This is a genomic window from Poseidonocella sp. HB161398 (assembly GCF_005870025.1).
Lineage (GTDB): Bacteria > Pseudomonadota > Alphaproteobacteria > Rhodobacterales > Rhodobacteraceae > Mangrovicoccus.
Window position 1 is genome coordinate 13,892 of record NZ_VATA01000003.1, and the last position, 19,506, is coordinate 33,397.

Consider the following 19,506-nt stretch of genomic DNA (forward strand, 5'->3'; position numbering starts at 1 on the left):
ACGAGACGATTGCACCGGCGCCGGGAATGGGTCAGATGGGTCCCAAAAGGACGGGATGTTCATGCTGACAATCGCTTTCCAGATGGATCCGATCGAAACGGTCGATCCCAATGCCGACAGCACCTACCGGCTGGCCGAAGAGGCCCAGGCGCGCGGCCACAAGATCTATGTCTACGGCCCCGAGCAGCTGACCTTCGACCGCGGCACGGTGCGGGCGATGGCGCGGCCCGCGCAGATCCGCCGCGGCGAGACCCCCTTCGTCACGCTGGGCGATCCTGAGGATCTGGATCTGGCCGAGGTCGATGTCGTCTGGCTGCGCCAGGATCCGCCCTTCGACATGGGCTACATCACCACCACCCACATGCTCGACCTGCTCGACGGGCGCACGCTGGTGGTGAACAAGCCCTTCTGGGTGCGCAACTATCCCGAGAAGCTGCTGGTGCTGCGCTTCCCCGAGCTGACGCCGCCGACGATGATCGCGCGCGACCTGGCGCGGCTCAAGGCCTTCAAGGCCGAGCATGGCGACATCATCCTCAAGCCGCTCTACGGCAATGGCGGCGCGGGGGTGTTCCGGCTCGACCCGAACGACCGCAACCTCAGTTCGCTGCACGAGCTTTTCGCGGGCATCAACCGCGAGCCGCTGATCGCCCAGGCCTACCTTCCGGCCGTGGCCAAGGGCGACAAGCGGGTGATCCTGGTCGATGGCGAGCCGGTGGGCGCGATCAACCGCGTGCCGTCGGAGGGCGAGACCCGGTCCAACATGCATGTCGGCGGGCGCCCCGAGAAGGTCGAGCTGACCGAGCGCGACCGCGAGATCTGCGCCGCGATCGGCCCGACCCTGCGCGAGGCCGGACAGATCTTCGTCGGCATCGACGTGATCGGCGACTGGCTGACCGAGATCAACGTGACCTCGCCGACCGGCATCCAGGAGCTGGAGCGCTTCGACGGCATCAATGTCGCCGCGAAGATCTGGCAGGCGATCGAAGCCAAGCTCTGAGCCGCCCGGCTCAGGCCGGGCCGGCCGCCAGCCGGTAGCTCAGCGCCTCCGCCATGTGGGGGGCGCGGATCGCCTCCTCGGCGGCGAGATCGGCAATGGTGCGGGCGACGCGCAGGATGCGGTGGAAGCCGCGGGCGCTGAGCCCGAAGCGCTCGGCCGCGCGGCCGAGCATCTCGCGGCATTCCGGATCGAGCGGCGCGATCTCCTCGAGCACGCGCCCGGCCGCATCGGCATTCTGGCGCAGCCCGGGATGGCCGTCGAAGCGCGCCGCCTGGCGGGCGCGGGCGGCCTCCACCCGGCGGGCGATCTCGGCGGATCTTTCGCCGGTGGCGGGCAGGCCGAGATCCTGGAACTGCACCGGCGGCACCTCGACGCGCAGGTCGAACCGGTCCATCAGCGGGCCCGAGATGCGGCCCAGATAGTCCTCGCCGCAGAGCGGCGCGCGGCTGCAGGCCCGCGCCGGATCGGAGAGATAGCCGCAGCGGCAGGGATTGGCCGCGGCCAGCAGCATGAAGCGGCAGGGATAGCGGACATGGGCATTGGCGCGCGAGACCATGACCTGTCCGGTCTCGATCGGCTGGCGCAGCGCCTCCAGCACCTGGCGCGGGAATTCCGGGAATTCGTCCATGAAGAGCACGCCGTTATGCGCCAGCGAGATCTCGCCGGGCCGCGCGCTCTTGCCGCCGCCGGTGATCGAGGGGACCGAGGCCGTGTGATGCGGATCGCGGAACGGCCGCGCGCGGGAGATGCCGCCCTCGTCGAGCAGCCCGGCCAGCGAATGGATCATCGATGTTTCCAGCGCCTCGGCGGCGGTCAGGGGCGGCAGCAGCCCCGGCAGCCGCGCCGCCATCATCGACTTGCCCGAGCCCGGCGTGCCGATCAGCAGCACATGGTGGCGCCCGGCCGCGGCGATTTCCAGCGCGCGCTTGGCGCGTTCCTGGCCCTTGACCTCGGAGAGGCAGCCGGCGTCATGTCCGGCCAGGACCTCGCCCGGCTCGGCCGGGGCCAGCGGCGACTGGCCGGTGAAATGGCGCACCACGTCCGAGAGCGAGGCCGCGGCCAGCACCTCGGCCGCGCCGACCCAGGCGGCCTCGGCGCCGCAGGCCTTGGGGCAGACCAGCGCGCGGTTCTCGCAGGCCGCGGCCAGCGCGGCGGGCAGGGCGCCCGCGACGGGCACCAGCGAGCCGTCGAGCGACATCTCGCCGAGCGCCACCGCCCGCTCCACCGCGTCGCCCGGCAGGATGCCGAGCGCCGAGAGCAGCGACAGCGCGATCGGCAGGTCGAAATGCGAGCCCTCCTTCGGCAGGCCCGCGGGCGCGAGATTGATGGTGATCCGCTTCGAGGGCAGGGCGATAGACATCGCGCTGAGCGCCGTGCGCACGCGGTCGCGCGCCTCGGACACCGCCTTGTCCGGCAGGCCGACGATCGAGAAGGCGGGCAGGCCCGGCGTGACGGCGCATTGCACCTCGACCGGGCGGGCCTCCAGCCCGTCGAAACTCACCGTGAAGGCGCGCGCCACCATGGATCCCTCCCGCCGCAGACGGGCGAGGATGCGTCCCTCGTGGTTAACGCGGCCTTAACGGCACAGGGTCAGATGCGGGAGAGCTGGCGCTCGCGGCGGATGACATAGGCGATGCAGCCGAGCCCGGCGATCACGCTGAGGAACATCAGCCAGACCAGCGGCAGGGCGCCGGTCTCCTCGCTTAGCACCGCGCCCGCGATCGCCGAGAGCGCCGCGCCGCCGCCGATCATGATCGCGCCGCCGACGCCCGAGGCGGTGCCCGCGAGCTGCGGGCGCACCGAGAGCATCCCCGCCGTGCCGTTCGGCATCACCAGCCCGTTGCCGAGCCCGACCATGGTCATCGAGCCGAAGAACACCGCCGCCGTCGCCTCGCCCGCGTAGAAGAGGATCAGCGAGGCGGCCATGCCGAGGCTCGACAGGATGCCGCCGGTGACGATCATCGCGTTCAGCCCGAAGCGCACCGAATAGCGCCCGGAAATTCCGTTGCCGATCATGTAGCCGATCGCCGGGGCGCCGAAGAACAGCCCCACCTTGGCCGGCGACAGCCCGAAGATCACCGAGCCGACGAAGGGCGCGCCGCCGAGATACGCGAAGAAGGCGCCCGAGGCGAGCGTCGTGGTCAGGCAGTAGCCCCAGAAGCGGCGCGAGGTGAAGAGCTCGGGCACGTCCTTGAACTGGCTGGAGAATCCGCCGGACCGCTTGGGCGCGGTCTCGCCCAAGTCGAACCAGATCAGCGCCAGCACGCCGATCCCGCAGATCAGAAGCGCCCAGAAATTCGCCTTCCAGCCGAAGGCGGAGTCGAGGATGCCGCCCAGCATCGGCGTCACCATCGGCACCAGCGCCATGCCCATCGTCACGTAGCCGATGCGCGAGGCGGCCTCGTTCGCGGGGTACATGTCGCGGACGATGGCGCGGCTCAGCACCAGCCCCGAGACGATCACCGCCTGGGCCATGCGGAAGCCGAGGAAGATGCCGATCGTCGGCGCGAAGATGATCCCCAGCGTCGCCAGGCAGAAGAGCCCGCAGGCCACCAGCAGCACCGGCCGCCGCCCGAACCGGTCCGAGATCGGCCCGATGCCGAGCTGCAGCACCGCGTTCATCGCCAGGTAGACCGTCACCGAGGCCTGCAGCAGCGTGTAATCGGCGCCGAAATGCTCGGTCATGCGCGGCAGCGAGGGCAGGTAGATGTTCATCGTCGCCGCCGAGAGACCGGCGATGAGCACGAGCGTCAGGATCTTGGGGGGCGTCTTCCGGTCGAGGAAGCGCGAAGGCATCATGGCTTGCATTACCCGTCTCATGACGGCAAAGAGCGGCCTTGTCCATGGCTGCGTGCCCCTCCCGGCGCGCGAGAGAGGTGTGCATCCATGCGCCGCTGGCAGGTGATCCGCAACGGGGACAGCGTCCTGCTCTGCCGGCCGGGCCGGGGGCGGCTCGACATTGCCGCCGGCGCGGCCTTCCCGGCGCTCCGGCCGGTTGTGCTGGCCCATGAGATCCGCAAGGATCTGTGGCGGATGCTGCAGGATCTGCGGGGCTTTTCGCCGGTTGTCGAGATCCGCGCGACGGCGGCGGGGCTCGAGGTGCGGGCCGGGGGAGAGATGTCCGGCGGGGTGCAGCCGCCGCCGGGGATCGGGGCGCGGATCGGCGGGCTGCTCGAGGATCCGCGGAAGCGGGCGCGCTGGATCGCGCATGCGAGGTTGAGATGATAAAGCACAGGGGTTTTCCGGGCCGCTATCCCGGGAGCGATTACCAGTTCACGATCCGCCGCGCCAATCCGCGCGGCGTGACGCCGATCACCCGGCGCGAGCGGTTCCGCGACCGCAAGGCCGTCGACAAGGCGGTGGACGCCGCCTTCATGGCCGCGCTCTGGGAGCATTTCGGCGAGGAGCCCTTCGAACGGGGCAATCTCGATGCCGGGCGGCTGTCCTGGCTTTTCGGCCGCGAGGTCGTCCCGGCCGCGGAGCCCTTCGACCCGGCGGATTACGAGGCGCTGCTGAGGATCGACCTGGCCATCGCGCAGCAGTCCTTCCCGGAAATCTTCTTCTGATCCGTTAACCTTTCGCCGGTTTTTTCGGCAAATGCCGTGAAACCTGGCGCGGTCATGGGCGCCGGGCGCTGCAGTGCGGCCCCGGCGGCATGATTTTGTGGGCAGCAGTGGAGGCAGGGGCGCAATCTGAAGCTGCGTCGAGGTCACGTGCGGCGCAAGCGTACGAGTGTTTCAGTTACCCCTTCCTCTGATAAGCGGCCACGGTCAGCCCAGACCGGGCCGCTTCTTTTCTTCCGGACCCGCTCAGCGGTGCTCGGCAGGGGCGGGGCCGCGGCGCTTGCGGCGGTAGATCGGGCGTCCCCAGACCAGCGCCAGCGCCCAGCCGGCGACGAAGCCGCCCAGATGGGTTTCCCAGGCCAGCTGCCCGTGCAGGAGCAGGTAGAAGACGACGTTGTAGGCGACGAGGATCAGCAGCGCGCGCCAGATCTCGCGCATGCCCTCGCCGTAATGCCGCCGCTCCTGGTAGCCCCAGCAGATCCAGACGCCCAGCAGCCCGAAGAGCGCGCCCGAGGCGCCGACCATCGGCGTCGGGGAATCCGACAGCAGCCCGTAACAGGCCGCGCCGCCGATCGCGGTAATCAGGTAGGCGGCGAGGAATTTCGCCGTGCCGGCCTGGCGCTCGATCTCGGAGCCGAAGCTCGACAGGGCCAGCATGTTGACGACGAGATGCAGCCAGCCGGCATGCAGGAAGGCGTAGCTGACGAACATCGTCACCGGCTGCAGCGCGAAATTCGGGGTCCAGTCGCGCAGGAGCGGCGCGAAGAAGGCGCCGTAGTCATAGGCGAGGCTGCGCCAGTAGGGCGAGCCGACCAGCCGGAAATCCGCCGCGGCCAGGACGGCCTCGACGGCGCAGTTGACGATGATGAGCAGCAGGACGGCAATCGGCATGCGGGTCGGTCTGGACGTGGCGGGGGACATGTCATCCTCTGTCATGCGGCTCTGTCATGCGGCGGCCGCGGAAGAGCTCCAGAAGATCGCCGGAGCGGCGCAGAGGCAAGCCCCTTCTGGCTCAGTTCGGCAGATACTCGGGCAGGATCCCCAGCAGCTCGCGCATATTTGCCTGCAGCCGCGCATCCGCCGCGGCCTCGTCTCCGTCGCGGATATCGACGACGAAGCGGACAATGGCGCCGTCCTTGCGGTTGATCACCCAGGCATCCTTCAGCACCGACAGCTTGGTGAGGAAGTCGTTGGTCATCCGCTTGCCGCGCTGCTCGAACCAGTAATAGACGAGCTGGCTCGACATGCCCTTCTGGATCACCGCGCGGTTGACGTCGAAACTGCCGTAGCCGGTGCCGGTCATGTCGACCCGGTAGGGCTCCAGGCTGTAGACCTCCCAGCCGCCATTGGGCAGGCAGACCTCGGGCGAGTGCAGCCCGCCGCCGGTGGTCTGGTCGTCGTAATAGGCGACGAAGAAGTTGAAGGAGTCGCCGCTGCGCGCGCTGCGGTAGGTGGCGTTGATGTAGTCGTCGGCGCCCAGCACCCGCTCCACTGCCGGGTCGAGGCGGACGAAATCGCCGTACCAGCCGTCGAAGCTGCGCGGGAAGGTCAGGAAGTCGCGGCGCTCGGGCACGATGATCTGCGGCTCTCGGAACTGGGTCCAGCCGATCGACAGCGCCGCCGAAAGCACCGCCGCGGCGATCAGCGCGCCGCTCGGGGCGACGGCGAAGATGCGCGTCGCCTCGCGGCCGAGCCCGTGGGTCTCCAGGTCGATGGCCTGGCTCAGCGGCAGGGGATCGGGGGTCAGCCGCTGCAGGCCCATCGCCATCAGGAAGAGGAGGCCGACGCAGGCGAGGAAGATCACCCAGCCCTCAAAGAAATGCAGGAATCCCTCGGCCTGCTCGATGCCGAAATAGTTGACGAGGATGCCGATCATGCCGATGCGGAAGCTGTTCATCGCCACGGTGATCGGCGCCGCCGAGAGCAGCATCACCGCCTTGTGCCAGAACGGCCCGCGGTAGAGGATCGAGAACAGGTAGGAGAAGCTGAGGATCGGGAAGAGGTAGCGCAGCCCCGAGCAGGCCTCGGCGACCTGCAGCTTGTAGACCCCCAGGTCGATGATGTTGCCGTCGAGATAGACCGGGATGCCGGCCAGCTGCACCACGGCGACGCCCAGCTCGGAGGAGACGCCCTGCAGGAAGATCGACAGTTTCCAGTAGAACATCTGCGGCAGCGGCAGCATGAAGACCAGATGCAGCACCGGCGCCCAGTGGCGGCGGCCGCGGTCCCAGCCGAAGCAGACCAGCACCAGCCCCATGATGTAGACGATCAGCGCGTAGCAGACGATGTCGGCGATATCGACGATATTGCCGAGTGCGGCGACGGCCAGCGCGAAGAGCATGACCGCGACGCCGGGCCAGCGGCGGGGCACGATATCCGGGGCAGGGGGGCTATGGCGCAGCTCGCGCAGGAAGAGATAGAGCGAGATCAGCGGGATCAGCGGCCCGTGGCTGTATTCCGGCGTCACCCAGGCGCGGGCCAGCGCGGTGAAGCCGTACCAGAAGACCGGCAGCGCGGCAGCGATGGCGAGGACCAGCCAGGTGAACCCGCGCCAATTCGCGGCAACCGCCACGTTGTCCGGCCCCACCCCCAGATCCGTCGTATCTGCTGCCATCTCCAAGCCCTTTAAAACAAATCCCGGGAGCGAGCTATGCGGGCCCGCTCCCGGACAGATATAAGATAGTCGAGTGAAGCGCCGGTAGTTCTAGCGCTGCGCTCCGAAGCTCCGCGTCAGCGTCAGGAAGACGGCGTTGGAATGCGAGTCGCCTGCCGAGTCCTCCAGCCGCGTGCGGTGGCGGACCCCGGTGGAGACGGCCCAGTCGCGGGTGATCGTCTGGTCGTACTGCGCCGTCAGCGTGAAGCGCGTCAGGCTCTCGTCCTCGAACTCGGTCTGCAGATCCTGCCGCCGCCCGGCCAGCGCCGAGAGCGTGAAGGACGAGGTCGGGTTGACGAGATGCGTGTAGCTGGTCGTCAGGTTCAGGTTCAGCCGGTCGTTGAGATCGTCATTGACCGCGACGCTCTGGTTGAGCACGACCCGGAACTGCGAGGTCGGGGTGCCGGTGTTGTAGGCGAGGTTGAAGACCGGATTGGCATCCGAGGCATCTGTGACGGTCGCGCCGATCTCGCCCGCGAAGCTGCCCGCGGGCAGCTCGAATTCGCGCCCGACCAGCATGCTCGCCTCCTGGCCGCCCTCGTAGTAGCTGCTATCGATGCGGGTGTAGATCGTGCCGTTCGGCAGGGCGCGGGTCAGCGTCAGGCCGGCGACGACGCCCTCGTTGGTCTCGCTGGTGCCGTCCTCGTCATCCACATTGACCCGCTGGTAGCCGATATTGGCGTCGAGCACGGTCACCGGGCTGACATCGGCCTTGGCGCCGAGGCGCAGCGTGGCCGAGTCCGAGTCATTGCCGTTGCCGCGCTTGCGGTTGTAGGCGCTGCCCTCCAGGTAGATTTCGGCCGTATCGGTCACGTCGGCGCCGATCATGGCGCTGACCTCCTGGAATTCCCGGTCGACCAGCCCCTCGTCGGTGGTGTCGTAGAAATTCGTCTCCGAGGCATTGGCCGAGAAGGCGAAGCGCACCGGCCCGTCCCCGTTCAGCGTCAGTGCCACGCCGCCGCGCATCAGCGTGCGGCGCCCCGTGCCCCGGGTGTCGTCGAAGCTGCCATCGTCGTTGAAGGAGCGCAGCGGATCGAGGAATTCGACATCCGCGTCATTGGCCGAGAAGTTCAGCGACAGGCTGTTGTCGGAGACCTGGCGGGCATAGTCGAGATTGACGGTCCCGTTGTCGAGATCGGTGCCGGAATCCGCCCCGGCGGGCAGCTCGGCAAAGCGCAGGTCGCCCGCCACGGTGCCGCTGAAGCTGTCCACCGGCGTGATGGAGGACATGCCGAGGGTCAGCGTGTTGGTCCAGATGAAGGAGTCGCCCGGCGAGTCCTCGGAGAGCGAATAGTTGTCATTGGCCTCCATCGAGCTGCTGATCCGGGCGGTATGGACCACCCCTCCGGCATCCTGCGCGGTGGCCTGTCCTGAAGCGGCGGCGGCGCCGACGGCAAGCGCGCCGGCGAAGAGGGAGGGGCGGCTCACGCTCGGCTGCTCCTTATTCGAACAGGCGGCGCTGCGGGACCAGCAGGACGTCGCCATCCGCCATGGTCGTCGCTCCGGTGATCTGGGCCCCGCGGGAGATCGCGCGGTAGTCGAAGCGGTAGATGATCTCGCGCCCGTCGGAGCCGGTGCGGCGCAGCTGGATGCGCTTGGTCGCGGCGAAATTGGTCAGCCCGCCGCCCATGGCCAGCGCCTGCAGAAGCGTGGTGCCCTTGGGGATCTCGATGCGGCCGGGCGCATTCACCTCGCCGAGGAAGTAGACCGCGATCGTGTCGCCGGTGATCGTCGAGGAGGCCCCGGCATCCGGCGAGAGCCGCGACAGGCTGACGAAGACCGTCGGCGATGTGGCGAAATTCGGCGCCAGCGCGGTGGTCAGGTTGGCCTGGACCTGGGCAAGCGTGCGGCCCTGGGCCGGGATCGAGCCGACGAAGGGGAAGGTGATGCGGCCGTCGGGCAGCACCAGGACATTGCGGTTGAGCGCGGGATCCTCGAGCACCTCGACCGAGAGCGTGTCGCCAGGGGCAAGCGTGTATTGCTGGGCCACGGCCATCACGCCGCTGAGGATCAGGAAAAGTGCTGCGATAATCGGTCTGAGCATGCGTGCCTCTCGACTAGACGGCCCTGACGGGGCTTTGCTGCGAGAGTAGACTGCAAAAGGTCGTGAACCCAACCTCCGATTGCCCTCGCGGCTCCAAACAACTGCGGCGTATTCCCCGTGCCACAGTCGGGCGGCGGGGCAGCGGGCCCGGCCCGCGGGGCGGGCCGGACGTCCGGATCAGTTCGGTGTTTCGTCCGCCTTGGCCAGCGCCGCGTCGCGCGCCGCCTCCAGCCCGGAAACCCGGTCGGGATCGCTGTCGCCGACCAGCGCGATCGCGCGGTCGAAGAAGGGCGCGGCATCGGCCGGGCGGTCGCTCTCGGCTAGGGCGCGGGCGAAATGCTCCTGCACCATCGGGTCCTCGGTCAGCTTGGTCGCGGCGTCCTGAAGGTAGGGCAGCGCCTCTTCGAGATTGCCCATGCGGAAGGCGATCCAGCCGTAAGTGTCCTGAAACGCGGGAACTTCCGTGCCCTTCAGGCGGCGGGCGATGGTATAGGCATGGCTCAGATCCTCGTGGCTGTCGCGGTAGGAGGTGATCAGGCTGGCCAGGTTGTTGGCGATGATCGTCGAGTTGGAGTTCCGCTTGTAGAGGTCCTCGTAGATCGCGATCGCCGCCTCGACATTGCCGTCGCGCTCCTCGAAGCCGGCCTTCTGCCAGAGCAGGTTCATCCCGTCGGGCACCGCCGCGATGCCCTCGTCGAGCGCGGCCCGCGCGGCCTCCTTGTCGCCCGAGCGCAGGAGCGTGGTGACATAGGCGCGCCAGACCAGCTCCTGGCCGGGATTCTCGTCGAGCAGGCTGCGGAAGATGGCGGCCGATTCGGCGGGCTTGCCCTCGATGTCGAGCAGCGAGGCATCGAGGAAGCGCAGCGTCCTGGAGTCCGGCGCCTGGGCCAGCAGCTCGTCGAGGAAGCTGCGCGCCTCCGCGGTCTTGCCCTGCGACAGGTAGCTCCGCACGATCGCCGCCTGGGCCGTCATCGCGGTGGACTCGTTCTCCATCATGCCGCGCAGCAGCTCCATGCTCTCGTCGGTGCGCTGGGTGCGGGCCAGGATGTCGGCCTCCAGGCTGTCGGCCAGCGTGCCGGCCTCGGGCGAGCCGATGGCGCGGATGCTCTTGACGATCTGCTGGGCGCGGGTCCAGTCGTCGGTGCCGATCGCGCCCTGGGCCATCAGCTTGAGGATGCCCAGATCGCCGGGCGTGCGGCGCGCGGCCTGGATGAGCACGTCATTGGCGGCCTTGAACTTGTCCTCGGACATCAGCATCCGGGCATAGCGCTGGCTCTCGCGGCTGCCATAGGCGGATTTCTCGACCGCCAGCTGCAGGTTCTCGCGCATCAGGTCGCGGTTGCCCTCGCGTTCGTGCGCGCGCGCCATCAGCGTGTAGAGCATCGCGTCGTCGGGGGCCTGGTCCATCGCGGTGCGCAGCGACAGGATGGCGTCGCCGACGCGGTCCTCCTCGACCAGCCGCTCCGCCTGCAGCTTGAGCGCCTCGACATGGCGCGGATCGGCCTCGAGCACCTTGTCGACGATCCCGGCCGCCTCGTCCTTGCTGCCCTGCACGATCAGCATGCGGGCCAGCGCGATCCGTGCGTCGCGAACCAGGCTGTCGGAACCGACGGCATCGGCATCGAGCAGGGTGCGCAGCTCGTCGATGGCCTCCTGGTGGCGCCCGGAATCGAACAGCGTGCTGGCGCGCAGCGTGCGGAAGAGCACGTTGTTGGTGCCCCCGGCGATGTAGTCGTCGATCTGCGCCAGCGCGGCCTCGGGGCCCTTCACCTGCTGCAGGAACTGGACGTATTCCACCCGCGGCCCGTCGCTGTCGCCCTTGCGCTCGACATCGGCCTTCATGAAGGCCTCGGCGGAGTCCGCATCGCCGTTGCGCAGGTACCAGCGCACCAGCGCCAGCTTGAAGTCCCGGTCGTCGGGGAAGGCGTCGACGGCGGATTTCAGCGTCTCGCCGATGCCCTCGAGATCGTCGATCTGGTTCTGCAGCTGCAGCTTGAACGAGTAGTAGCGCTTCTCCTGCGGGTAGAGCGCGATCGCCTCGTTCAGCAGCTCCAGCGTGCCATAGGGATCGTTGAGGGCGGTATGGGCATCGATCAGCGCGTTGCGGGCATGGACCAGCGTCGGGTCGGCATCGAGCAGCGCCTGCGCCTCGTCGCGGATCTGCTCGATCCGGGCGGTGTCGCTGCGGCGGCGCGCCTCGCGCAGCTGGCGCACCAGCGACAGCGCCTTGGCGCGGGGATTTTCGGGCTCGAGATCGAGCGCGGCGTCCAGATTGGTGTCGAACCGGTCGAAATCGCCCAGCGTCGCGGACATCTCGGCGGCCTCGACGCGGGCTTCGAAGCTGCGCGGGTGCTGCTGCGCGGCCAGCAGGAACTGGCCATAGGCGTCCTTCAGGTCGCCGAGCTTCACCTGCACGCGGGCATAGGCCAGGCGGGCATCGAGGAATTCCGGGGTCAGATCGAAGATGCCGCGCAGCTCGACCTGGGCGCGCGCATAGTCGCCGGCCTCGATCAGGGCCTCGGCGCTCTCGAATTTCTTCTGCGCCTTCTGCTCGTCGCTTTCGCAGGCGGCAAGGGCCAGGATCAGGGTGGTGGACAGCAGGACCGTCCCGAGCTTGCTGGTCAATGACATGGGTACCCTCGAAATTCCTTGCAGTAGGGAGGTGCTAGTGCACCCCTCGCGGCCGATCAACGCCATTTGCCTGCCCATGCTGAAAACCGCCGATCCCGGGAGCTGCCGCAGCGGCGCTGCGGAGCATGTTGCAGGGTCAGGCGCCGGTGGCGCGCAGCACGGCGCCAACAGTCCTGAACATCACCAGGAGGTCGGTCCGGAGGGACATCGCATGGAAGTAGTCTGCATCGAAATGGGCCCGCTCGGCGAAGCTCGCGTCATTGCGCTTGCTGACCTGCCAGAAGCCGGTGATGCCGGGGCGCAGCGCGTAATAGGCGCGGCCGGGATAGAGTTCGCGCTGGGAGGGCAGCATCGGGCGCGGGCCGACGACGCTCATATGGCCGGCGAGGACGTTGAAGAACTGCGGCAGCTCGTCGATGGAGAAGCGGCGGATGAAGCGGCCGGCCGGGGTGATGCGCGGATCGCGGGAGAGCTTCTGCATCTCGTCCCATTCGCGCTTGGCCTCGGGATTGGCGGCGAGATAGCCGAGCAGCCGGCTTTCGGCATCGGGGATCATCGAGCGCAGCTTGATCAGGCGGAAGATGCGGCCGTCGCGGCCGACCCGGCGCTGCATGAAGAAGGGGTTGCTGCCGTCGAGTGCGACGATCGCGGCGAAGACCAGGATCAGAGGGACGATGACGGGGAGGATGCAGAGGACGAAGGCAATGTCGCATACTCGCTTAACGGAGCGGCGGTATAAAGATACCGAAAGGCTATGGTCGGCGACTTCGCGCGAATTTGATGCAGAAGTCTGTATATGGATAGTCACTCGGGGCCACCTCGTGGGCATATCTTAAGAATATCTTCTGTTGCGCAGAGAGAATGCTTCCCTGATGGTCGGGCTCCGCTGAACATTGGCTGGTTCTATCCAGAGCTATGATTTGATTCAACGAAACTCCAGTTTTTATTGAGACTTAGTTAAAGCTGAACATTTATGTGTAATCGGAAACCAGGTGCGGCGAGGGCCATGAACGTGATCAATGGTAGCAATTTACCTTCATTGTGCGCAATTGGAAACCAGTTCCGGAGGTATTTTCAACCGCAGGGAAACGGGCGGGTGTGCGGGTTCCCGGGCGTCGGGTATCTGCCGCAGGGCTGCGACTCTTTGCTGCTGCCGGGGGAAGCCGCAGGGACCCCGGCTATCGATTGTGCGACGCGTGGACCTGTCGCGGATCCGGACCGTCCTCCGGAATTAGCCCGGCTTCCGGGGATTCGCGGGGACATCCGCCAGACGGACGTGTAGGCTAGGACACCATGAACAAGACGGTACCAACAGACATCTACAATTCCCATTTCGGCTTTGCGGAACGTCCGTTCACGCTGCTGCCGGACCCGGAATTCCTGTACTGGTCGCGCGATCACCGCCTTGCCTTCACGATGCTCGAATACGGGATGATGACCCGTGCGCCGATCACCGTCATCACCGGCGAGGTGGGGGCGGGGAAGACGACGCTGCTGCAGTACCTGCTGCGCTCGATGGAGGACGATGTCGATATCGGCCTGATCTCCAATGCCCAGGGCGGGCGCGGCGAGCTGCTGCAATGGGTGCTGCACGCCTTCGCGGTGCCCTTCGATCCGCAATGCAGCTATGTCCAGCTCTTCCAGCTGCTGCAGGATCACATGCTGGAGGTCTATGCCGGCGGGCGGCGCATGGTGCTGATCATCGACGAGGCGCAGAACCTGACCCCCGAGACCGTCGAGGAGCTCAGGATGCTGACCAACATCAACAGCAACAAGGACGAGCTGCTGCAGCTGGTGCTGGTCGGCCAGCCGGAATTCCGCGACATGATCCGCCGTCCCGAGCTGCGCCAGTTCCTGCAGCGCGTCGGCGCCAGCTTCCATCTGGGCCGGATGGCGCCCGCGACAGTCGGCGAGTACATCGCGCACCGGCTGAAAGTGGCGGGGGGCACTGGCGCGGAAATCGACCCGGCCGCGGTTCCGGTCATCCACGAAGTGACCGGCGGGGTGCCGCGCCTCGTAAACCAGATCTGCGATCTGGCCCTTGTCTATGCCTTCTCAGCCGAACAGCCTGCCGTCACCGAGGAAACGATCCGTTCCGTGCTCGATGACGGGGTCTATCTCGGCGGATACGCGCTCTAGAGGACCCCAATGCGATGAGAATTGATTTCTCCTACTACATTTCGATCTTCTGGCGCCGGTTTCACTATTTCCTTGTCATCGTTGTCTTCTTCGCCGTGCTCGGCTCGGCGGTCGCGATCGTCATGCCGCCGGAATACTCCGCGACGGCGCGGCTCCTGGTGGAGTCTCCGCAGATCTCGGACAAGCTGGCGGAATCGACCGTCAATGTCGTCGCGCAGGAGCAGCTCCAGGTGATCGAGCAGCGGGTGATGGCCCGCGCCAGCCTCGTCGACCTCGCCAGCAAGCTGGAGGTCTTCCCCGACGAGGACGCGATGACCGCGACCGACATCGTCAACCAGATGCGCGACCGGACGAAGTTCACCATCTTCGCGGGCCGCAACCAGGCGACCTTCGTCGATGTCGCCTTCCGCGGCTCGAACCCCGATGTCGTCGCCCGCGTCGCCAACGAGCTGGTGACCCAGATCCTCAACGAGAACGTCCGGATGCGCACCGTCGCGGCGGGCGACACGATGGACTTCTTCAAGGAGGAGGTCGACCGGCTCAGCGGCGAGCTCGACAGGCAGAGCGCGAAGATCCTCGACTTCAAGAGCGCCAATGCCGGGTCCCTGCCGGAGAACCGCGACTACCTCAGCTCGCGCCAGACCGCGCTGGCGGAGGCGATCCGCAACCTGCAGGACCAGATCGACACGCTGACCCAGCAGCGGCAGGCGGCGCTCGACCTCTTCGCGGCGACGGGCTCGGTCGGCACCGGGCGCAATCTCGGCCCGGACGAGCAGGCGCTGGCCCAGGCCCGCGACGCGCTCGACAACGCGCTGATCGTCTACGCGCCGGACCATCCGCGCATCAAGGTGCTCGAGGCGCGGGTCCGCCAGCTGGAGGCACGCGTCGGCGTGGCCGCCGGTGCCGGGGACGAGGGGCCCAAGGCCGTGCTCGACGCCCAGCTTGCCCAGGTCGACCACCGGCTGGAGCAGCTGCAGGGCGATCTCGACGGCGCGAGGGCCGAACTGGAGAACGTCACCGGCAGCCTGTCGCAGATGCCCGCCACGGCGGTCGCGCTCGACGGCTACACCCGCGACTACGAGAATACCCAGGAACAGTACCGCAGCGCCGTGGCGCGGCTCTCGGCGGCCGAGACCGGCGAGCGGATCGAGCTCGGCGGCAAGTCGCAGCGCATCTCGGTGGTGGAGCAGGCGACGCGCCCGATGCGCCCCTCGAAGCCCAACCGCCCGCTGATCGCGGCGGCCGGGCTCGGGGTCGGGCTGTCGATGGGCTTCGGCTTCATCGTCCTGCTGGAGCTGCTGAACCGCTCGATCCGCCGGCCGGTGGAGATCAGCGACAAGCTGGGCATCGCCACCTTCGCCGTCATCCCGCTGATCCGCACCGAGCAGGAGACGCGCTGGCGCCGGATGTTCTTCTTCCTGACGATCATCCTGCTCTTCCTGGCGATCCCGCTCAGCATCTGGGCGATCCACATGTATGTCGTGCCGCTCAATGTCCTGGCCGAGGACATCGCGCGCAAGTTCGGCATGGACATTTCCCTCAAGTAGCGGCCTCCGGAGGATAGCAGGATGGAACGACTTCAGAATGCCCTGCACCGCGCGCGCGAGAAGCGCAGCGGCATCCGCGACCGCAGCGGCGAGCTGCGGACCGGGCGCGGCGGCGGCGGGGGCGGGGATGCCGAGGTGGCGGCCCGCTGGGCGGCGCTCAAGGTCTTCACCCCGAACCCGCGCATGCTGCAGCACATGCGGGTCGTCTCCTTCTTCGGCAAGCAGCAGGCGACGCCCTTCGACATGATGCGCACCAAGGTCGTGCAGCAGGCCAAGGCCAAGGGCTGGAAGCGGCTCGTCGTGACCTCGGCGACGCCGAAATGCGGCAAGACGACGATCACCGCCAACCTGGCGTTCAGCCTGGCGCGGCAGTCCGACCTGAGGATCATGGTGATCGAGCTCGACCTGCGCCGCCCGAGCCTGGCCAAGGTGCTGGGCCTGAAGGAGCCGCACTATTTCGCCAAGGCGCTGACCGGGGACGAGGCGCCGGAGGACCACATGGTCTGCTTCAACGGCAACCTCGCCTTCGGCACCAACCTGGCGGCCGAGGCGAATTCCTCCGAGCTGCTGCAGAGCGCCCGGACCCGCGAGATCCTCGACGAGCTCGAGGCGCGCTACAAGCCCGACCTGACGGTCTTCGACACCGCGCCGCTGCTGGCCAGCGACGACACGATCGGCTTCCTCGAGCATGTCGATGCCGCGCTGCTGGTCGCCGCGGCCGAGCAGACCACGATCGAAGAGCTCGACGTCGCCGAGAGCGAGATCAGCGAGATGACCGAGATCATGGGCGTGGTGCTGAACAAGTGCCGCTATTCGGCCAGCGGCTACGGCTACGAATACGGCTATGGCTACGGCTACGGGTACTGAGCGCGGCCGCCCGCAGGGGCGGTCCGCCTCCTGACCGGGCGCCGCGCCTGCCGGGCCTGCGGCGGACCCGCCGCAGTCGCGTCTTTCCGCCGCGCCTCTCCTTGCTGGGGGCTGGTGCAGCCTCTATGTGCTGCCCATGAAACCGTCTCTCGCTTTTTTGAACCGCGCGCCGCGCGTGAACGTCGTCCATCTGCAGGGCGTCATCTCCAGCCAGTCGCGGGGCAATGCGCTCAGCGACCGGTCCGTCGCGCCGCTGATCGAAAAGGCCTTTGCCAAGGGCAAGCCGGCCGCGGTGGCGCTGGTGCTGAACTCGCCGGGCGGCAGCCCGGTGCAGTCCTCGCTGATCGGCGCGCGCATCCGGCGCCTGTCGGAAGAGAAGGGCATCCCCGTCCATGCCTTCGTCGAGGACGTGGCGGCCTCGGGCGGCTACTGGCTGGCCTCGGCGGCGGACGACATCTGGGTCGATCCCTGCTCGGTGGTCGGCTCGATCGGCGTGATCGCCGCCTCCTTCGGCGCGCATGAGCTGATCGCCAGGCACGGGGTGGAGCGGCGCGTCCACACTGCCGGGAAATCGAAGAGCATGCTCGACCCGTTCCGTCCCGAAAAGCCCGAGGATGTCGAGCGGCTCGACGGGATCCTGTCGCAGATCCACGACGCCTTCATCTCCCATGTGAAGGCGCGCCGCGGCGCCAAGCTGCCCGAGGGGGCGGATCTGTTTACCGGCGAGGTCTGGGTCGGCGAGAAGGCGGTGGAGATCGGCCTGGCCGACGGCATCGCCCACCTGAAGCCGAAGCTGAAGGAGCTCTACGGCGAGAAGGTCAAGCTGCCGGTCTTCGCCAAGCGCCGCGGGCTGATCCCCTTCCTCGGCGCGCGCGTTGCCGGCGATATCGGCCTGGCGCTCGAGGAACGGGCGCTCTTCGCGCGATACGGGCTCTGATGCCGTGATCAAGATCGTCACCTTCTTCCTGATCGGCATCGCCATCCTGGCGATCTTCGGCAAGCTGCGGCTGCCGCGGCTGCCCCGCCCCCGGAACCCGAATGCGAAACTCAGGGCGCCCCGCCGGTGCCCGCGCTGCGGCGGCTTCATCGTCGGCCGCGGCCCGTGCAATTGCGAGGAACGTGACAAGTGATGTTGGATTGGGTCTATACCGGGCTGGGATTGCTGATCCTGGTCCTGGCCGGCGACGCGCTGGTGAAGGGCGCGGTGAACCTGGCGCTGCGGCTGGGCATTCCGGCGCTGATCGTCAGCCTGACCATCGTCGCCTTCGGCACCTCGGCGCCCGAGCTGCTGATCGGCATCCAGGCGGTGCTCGACAATGCGCCGGGCATCGCGCTTGGCAACGTGGTGGGCTCGAACACTGCCAATGTCCTGCTGGTGCTCGGCATCCCGGCGCTGATCGCGCCGATCATGACCAGCGAATGCGACACGCGGAAATCCTACTGGGGCATGCTCGCCGCCAGCGCCGTCTTCATCGCCGTCTGCTTCCTCGGGCCGATCACCTGGGTCCATGGCCTGGTGCTGCTGGCCGGGCTGGTGGTGGTGCTCTGGGACCAGGCGCGCGAGGCCCGCGCCCACCGCAAGTCGCAGAGCGAAGAGGAAGAGGAGGTCGAGGGCGCCGATCCGTCGATGCCCGGCTGGAAGGTCGCGACCTGGCTGGTGCTGGGCCTGATCGGCCTGCCGGTGGGGGCGAACCTGCTGATCGAGGGCTCGGTCAACATCGCCCGCACCTTCGGCATCAGCGAGACCGCCATCGGCCTGACCCTGATTGCGGTCGGCACCTCGCTGCCCGAGCTGGCGACCTCGGTCATGGCCGCGCTGCGCCGCCATGCCGAAGTGGCGCTCGGCAATGTCATCGGCTCGAACGTCTTCAACCTGCTCGGCATCATCGGCGTGACCTCCTTTGTCGGCAAGATCCCGGTCGATCCGCAATTCCTGCAGATGGACCTCTGGGTGATGCTCGGCTCCTCGGTGCTGCTCGTGCCCTTCGTGCTGATGGGCCGCAACCTGACGCGCGTCGCCGGCGCGTTGCTTGTCCTGCTCTATGCCGGCTATCTGGTGATGGTTCTGGGCTGAGGAGTACGGGTCATGAGTGTCGCGCTGGTAACCGGAGCGGGCAAGCGGCTGGGGCGGAGCATGGCGCTCTGCCTGGGGGCGGAGGGCTATGACGTCGCCGTCCATTACGCCAGTTCCGGCGGCGAGGCCGAGGGCCTCTGCGCCGAGCTGCGCGCCATGGGGCGCGAGGCGCGGGCCTTCCAGGCCGACCTGACCCGCGAGGCGGACATGCAGGCGCTGGTGCCGGCCGCGGCCGCGGCCTTCGGCCGGCCGCTGACTGTGCTGGTCAACAACGCCTCGATCTTCGACTACGACAACATCCGCAGCGCCACCCGCGAGAGCTGGGACCGGCACATGGAAAGCAACCTGCGCGCGCCTTTCGTGCTGATCCAGAACTTCGCCGCCCAGGTCCCCGATCCGGTGGCCGATGCGCGCGGCGAGCCGGTCGCCCAGGGGCTGGCGGTGAACATGATCGACCAGCGCGTGCGCAAGCTGACGCCCGAGTTCACGACCTACACCCTGGCCAAGATGGGGCTCTGGGCGCTGACCCGCACCGCGGCCCAGGGGCTGGCGCCGCGGGTCCGGGTCAATGCCATCGGCCCCGGCCCGACGCTGCAGGGCGCGCGCCAGAGCGAGGCGCATTTCGCCGCCCAGCGGGCCGCCACGGTGCTGGAGCGCGGCTCGGACCCTGACGACATCGACCAGGCGCTGCTCTACTTCCTGCGCGCGAAGGCAGTGACCGGGCAGCTCCTGTGCACCGACGGCGGCCAGCACCTGGCCTGGCAGACGCCGGATGTGCTGGGCGTGGAGTGACCCTGGGTCAAACTAGTTTTGCACCGGTCACAATCATGTCACGTAACCGTCAGAGAAATGTCAGAAATCTCAGAAACTTATCAAGTGAAATAAAAAGTTTCCTTTGTTTTCAATGCCCTGAAATTTAGCCCAAGAAACGGGCAATCCATGGAAGAACCGGTGAAACAAGGGAAAATCCAAGCTACCCAGAAGTTGTCGA

General features: G+C 67.7%; 18 protein-coding genes. 10 read left to right on the forward strand and 8 right to left on the reverse strand.

What is annotated here, in order from left to right; translation table 11 throughout:
• Positions 1-64: 64 nt before the first annotated feature.
• On the forward strand, positions 65-997 hold the full coding sequence (gshB, locus tag FGX59_RS03130) for a glutathione synthase (RefSeq protein ID WP_138465310.1): 933 nt from the start codon (positions 65-67) through the stop codon (positions 995-997).
• A 10-nt stretch (positions 998-1,007) separates the two neighbouring features.
• Here the strand turns inward: gshB and FGX59_RS03135 are convergent, their stop codons facing one another.
• Both FGX59_RS03135 and FGX59_RS03140 read right to left on the reverse strand, forming a co-directional pair.
• A complete protein-coding gene (locus FGX59_RS03135; RefSeq protein WP_138465064.1) occupies positions 1,008-2,519 on the reverse strand; it encodes a YifB family Mg chelatase-like AAA ATPase in 1,512 nt (503 codons plus the stop codon).
• A gap of 68 nt (positions 2,520-2,587) precedes the next feature.
• Positions 2,588-3,805 (reverse strand): multidrug effflux MFS transporter, encoded by a 1,218-nt coding sequence (locus FGX59_RS03140; protein ID WP_138465065.1) that lies wholly within the window; start codon positions 3,803-3,805, stop codon positions 2,588-2,590.
• A gap of 78 nt (positions 3,806-3,883) precedes the next feature.
• On the opposite strand from FGX59_RS03140, the gene FGX59_RS03145 reads away from it, so the two are divergent.
• Positions 3,884-4,222, forward strand: a complete 339-nt coding sequence (locus tag FGX59_RS03145; protein ID WP_138465066.1) for a hypothetical protein — start codon at positions 3,884-3,886, stop codon at positions 4,220-4,222.
• Entirely contained in the window at positions 4,219-4,563 is a 345-nt protein-coding gene (locus FGX59_RS03150; RefSeq protein WP_138465067.1) for a hypothetical protein, read from the forward strand. Before FGX59_RS03145 ends, FGX59_RS03150 begins: the two co-directional genes overlap by 4 nt.
• Positions 4,564-4,806: 243 nt before the next feature.
• On the opposite strand, the gene FGX59_RS03155 is transcribed toward FGX59_RS03150, so the two are convergent.
• From FGX59_RS03155 to FGX59_RS03180, 6 genes are all read right to left on the reverse strand, one after another.
• On the reverse strand, positions 4,807-5,451 hold the full coding sequence (locus FGX59_RS03155) for a rhomboid family intramembrane serine protease (RefSeq protein WP_171060492.1): 645 nt from the start codon (positions 5,449-5,451) through the stop codon (positions 4,807-4,809).
• Positions 5,452-5,572: 121 nt separating this feature from the next.
• Positions 5,573-7,174, reverse strand: a complete 1,602-nt coding sequence (xrtD, locus tag FGX59_RS03160; RefSeq protein WP_138465069.1) for a VPLPA-CTERM-specific exosortase XrtD — start codon at positions 7,172-7,174, stop codon at positions 5,573-5,575.
• A 90-nt stretch (positions 7,175-7,264) separates the two neighbouring features.
• Positions 7,265-8,641, reverse strand: coding sequence for a hypothetical protein (locus tag FGX59_RS03165; RefSeq protein ID WP_138465070.1), 1,377 nt, complete (start codon positions 8,639-8,641; stop codon positions 7,265-7,267).
• A 13-nt stretch (positions 8,642-8,654) separates the two neighbouring features.
• Positions 8,655-9,257, reverse strand: a complete 603-nt coding sequence (locus FGX59_RS03170) for a polysaccharide biosynthesis/export family protein (RefSeq protein WP_138465071.1) — start codon at positions 9,255-9,257, stop codon at positions 8,655-8,657.
• A gap of 177 nt (positions 9,258-9,434) precedes the next feature.
• A complete protein-coding gene (locus tag FGX59_RS03175) occupies positions 9,435-11,888 on the reverse strand; it encodes a tetratricopeptide repeat protein (protein ID WP_171060493.1) in 2,454 nt (817 codons plus the stop codon).
• A gap of 136 nt (positions 11,889-12,024) precedes the next feature.
• Positions 12,025-12,696, reverse strand: a complete 672-nt coding sequence (locus FGX59_RS03180) for a sugar transferase (protein ID WP_240722229.1) — start codon at positions 12,694-12,696, stop codon at positions 12,025-12,027.
• A gap of 485 nt (positions 12,697-13,181) precedes the next feature.
• Here FGX59_RS03180 and FGX59_RS03185 point away from each other — a divergent pair, with 485 nt between their 5' ends.
• The 7 genes from FGX59_RS03185 (at position 13,182) to FGX59_RS03215 (ending at position 19,307) form a co-directional block, all read left to right on the forward strand.
• Positions 13,182-14,027, forward strand: coding sequence for an ExeA family protein (locus tag FGX59_RS03185; protein ID WP_138465074.1), 846 nt, complete (start codon positions 13,182-13,184; stop codon positions 14,025-14,027).
• A gap of 14 nt (positions 14,028-14,041) precedes the next feature.
• Complete coding sequence (locus FGX59_RS03190; RefSeq protein WP_138465075.1) at positions 14,042-15,574, forward strand: Wzz/FepE/Etk N-terminal domain-containing protein; 1,533 nt, start codon at positions 14,042-14,044, stop codon at positions 15,572-15,574.
• A 21-nt stretch (positions 15,575-15,595) separates the two neighbouring features.
• Complete coding sequence (locus tag FGX59_RS03195) at positions 15,596-16,441, forward strand: CpsD/CapB family tyrosine-protein kinase (RefSeq protein ID WP_138465076.1); 846 nt, start codon at positions 15,596-15,598, stop codon at positions 16,439-16,441.
• 136 nt (positions 16,442-16,577) lie between these two features.
• Positions 16,578-17,378 carry a S49 family peptidase gene (locus tag FGX59_RS03200; RefSeq protein ID WP_138465077.1) on the forward strand — a complete coding sequence of 267 codons (801 nt, stop codon included), beginning with the start codon at positions 16,578-16,580 and terminating at the stop codon, positions 17,376-17,378.
• 4 nt (positions 17,379-17,382) lie between these two features.
• Positions 17,383-17,571, forward strand: a complete 189-nt coding sequence (locus FGX59_RS03205; RefSeq protein WP_138465078.1) for a hypothetical protein — start codon at positions 17,383-17,385, stop codon at positions 17,569-17,571.
• Positions 17,571-18,515 carry a calcium/sodium antiporter gene (locus tag FGX59_RS03210; RefSeq protein WP_138465311.1) on the forward strand — a complete coding sequence of 315 codons (945 nt, stop codon included), beginning with the start codon at positions 17,571-17,573 and terminating at the stop codon, positions 18,513-18,515. Before FGX59_RS03205 ends, FGX59_RS03210 begins: the two co-directional genes overlap by 1 nt.
• A 12-nt stretch (positions 18,516-18,527) precedes the next feature.
• On the forward strand, positions 18,528-19,307 hold the full coding sequence (locus FGX59_RS03215; protein ID WP_138465079.1) for an SDR family oxidoreductase: 780 nt from the start codon (positions 18,528-18,530) through the stop codon (positions 19,305-19,307).
• Positions 19,308-19,506: the final 199 nt, after the last annotated feature.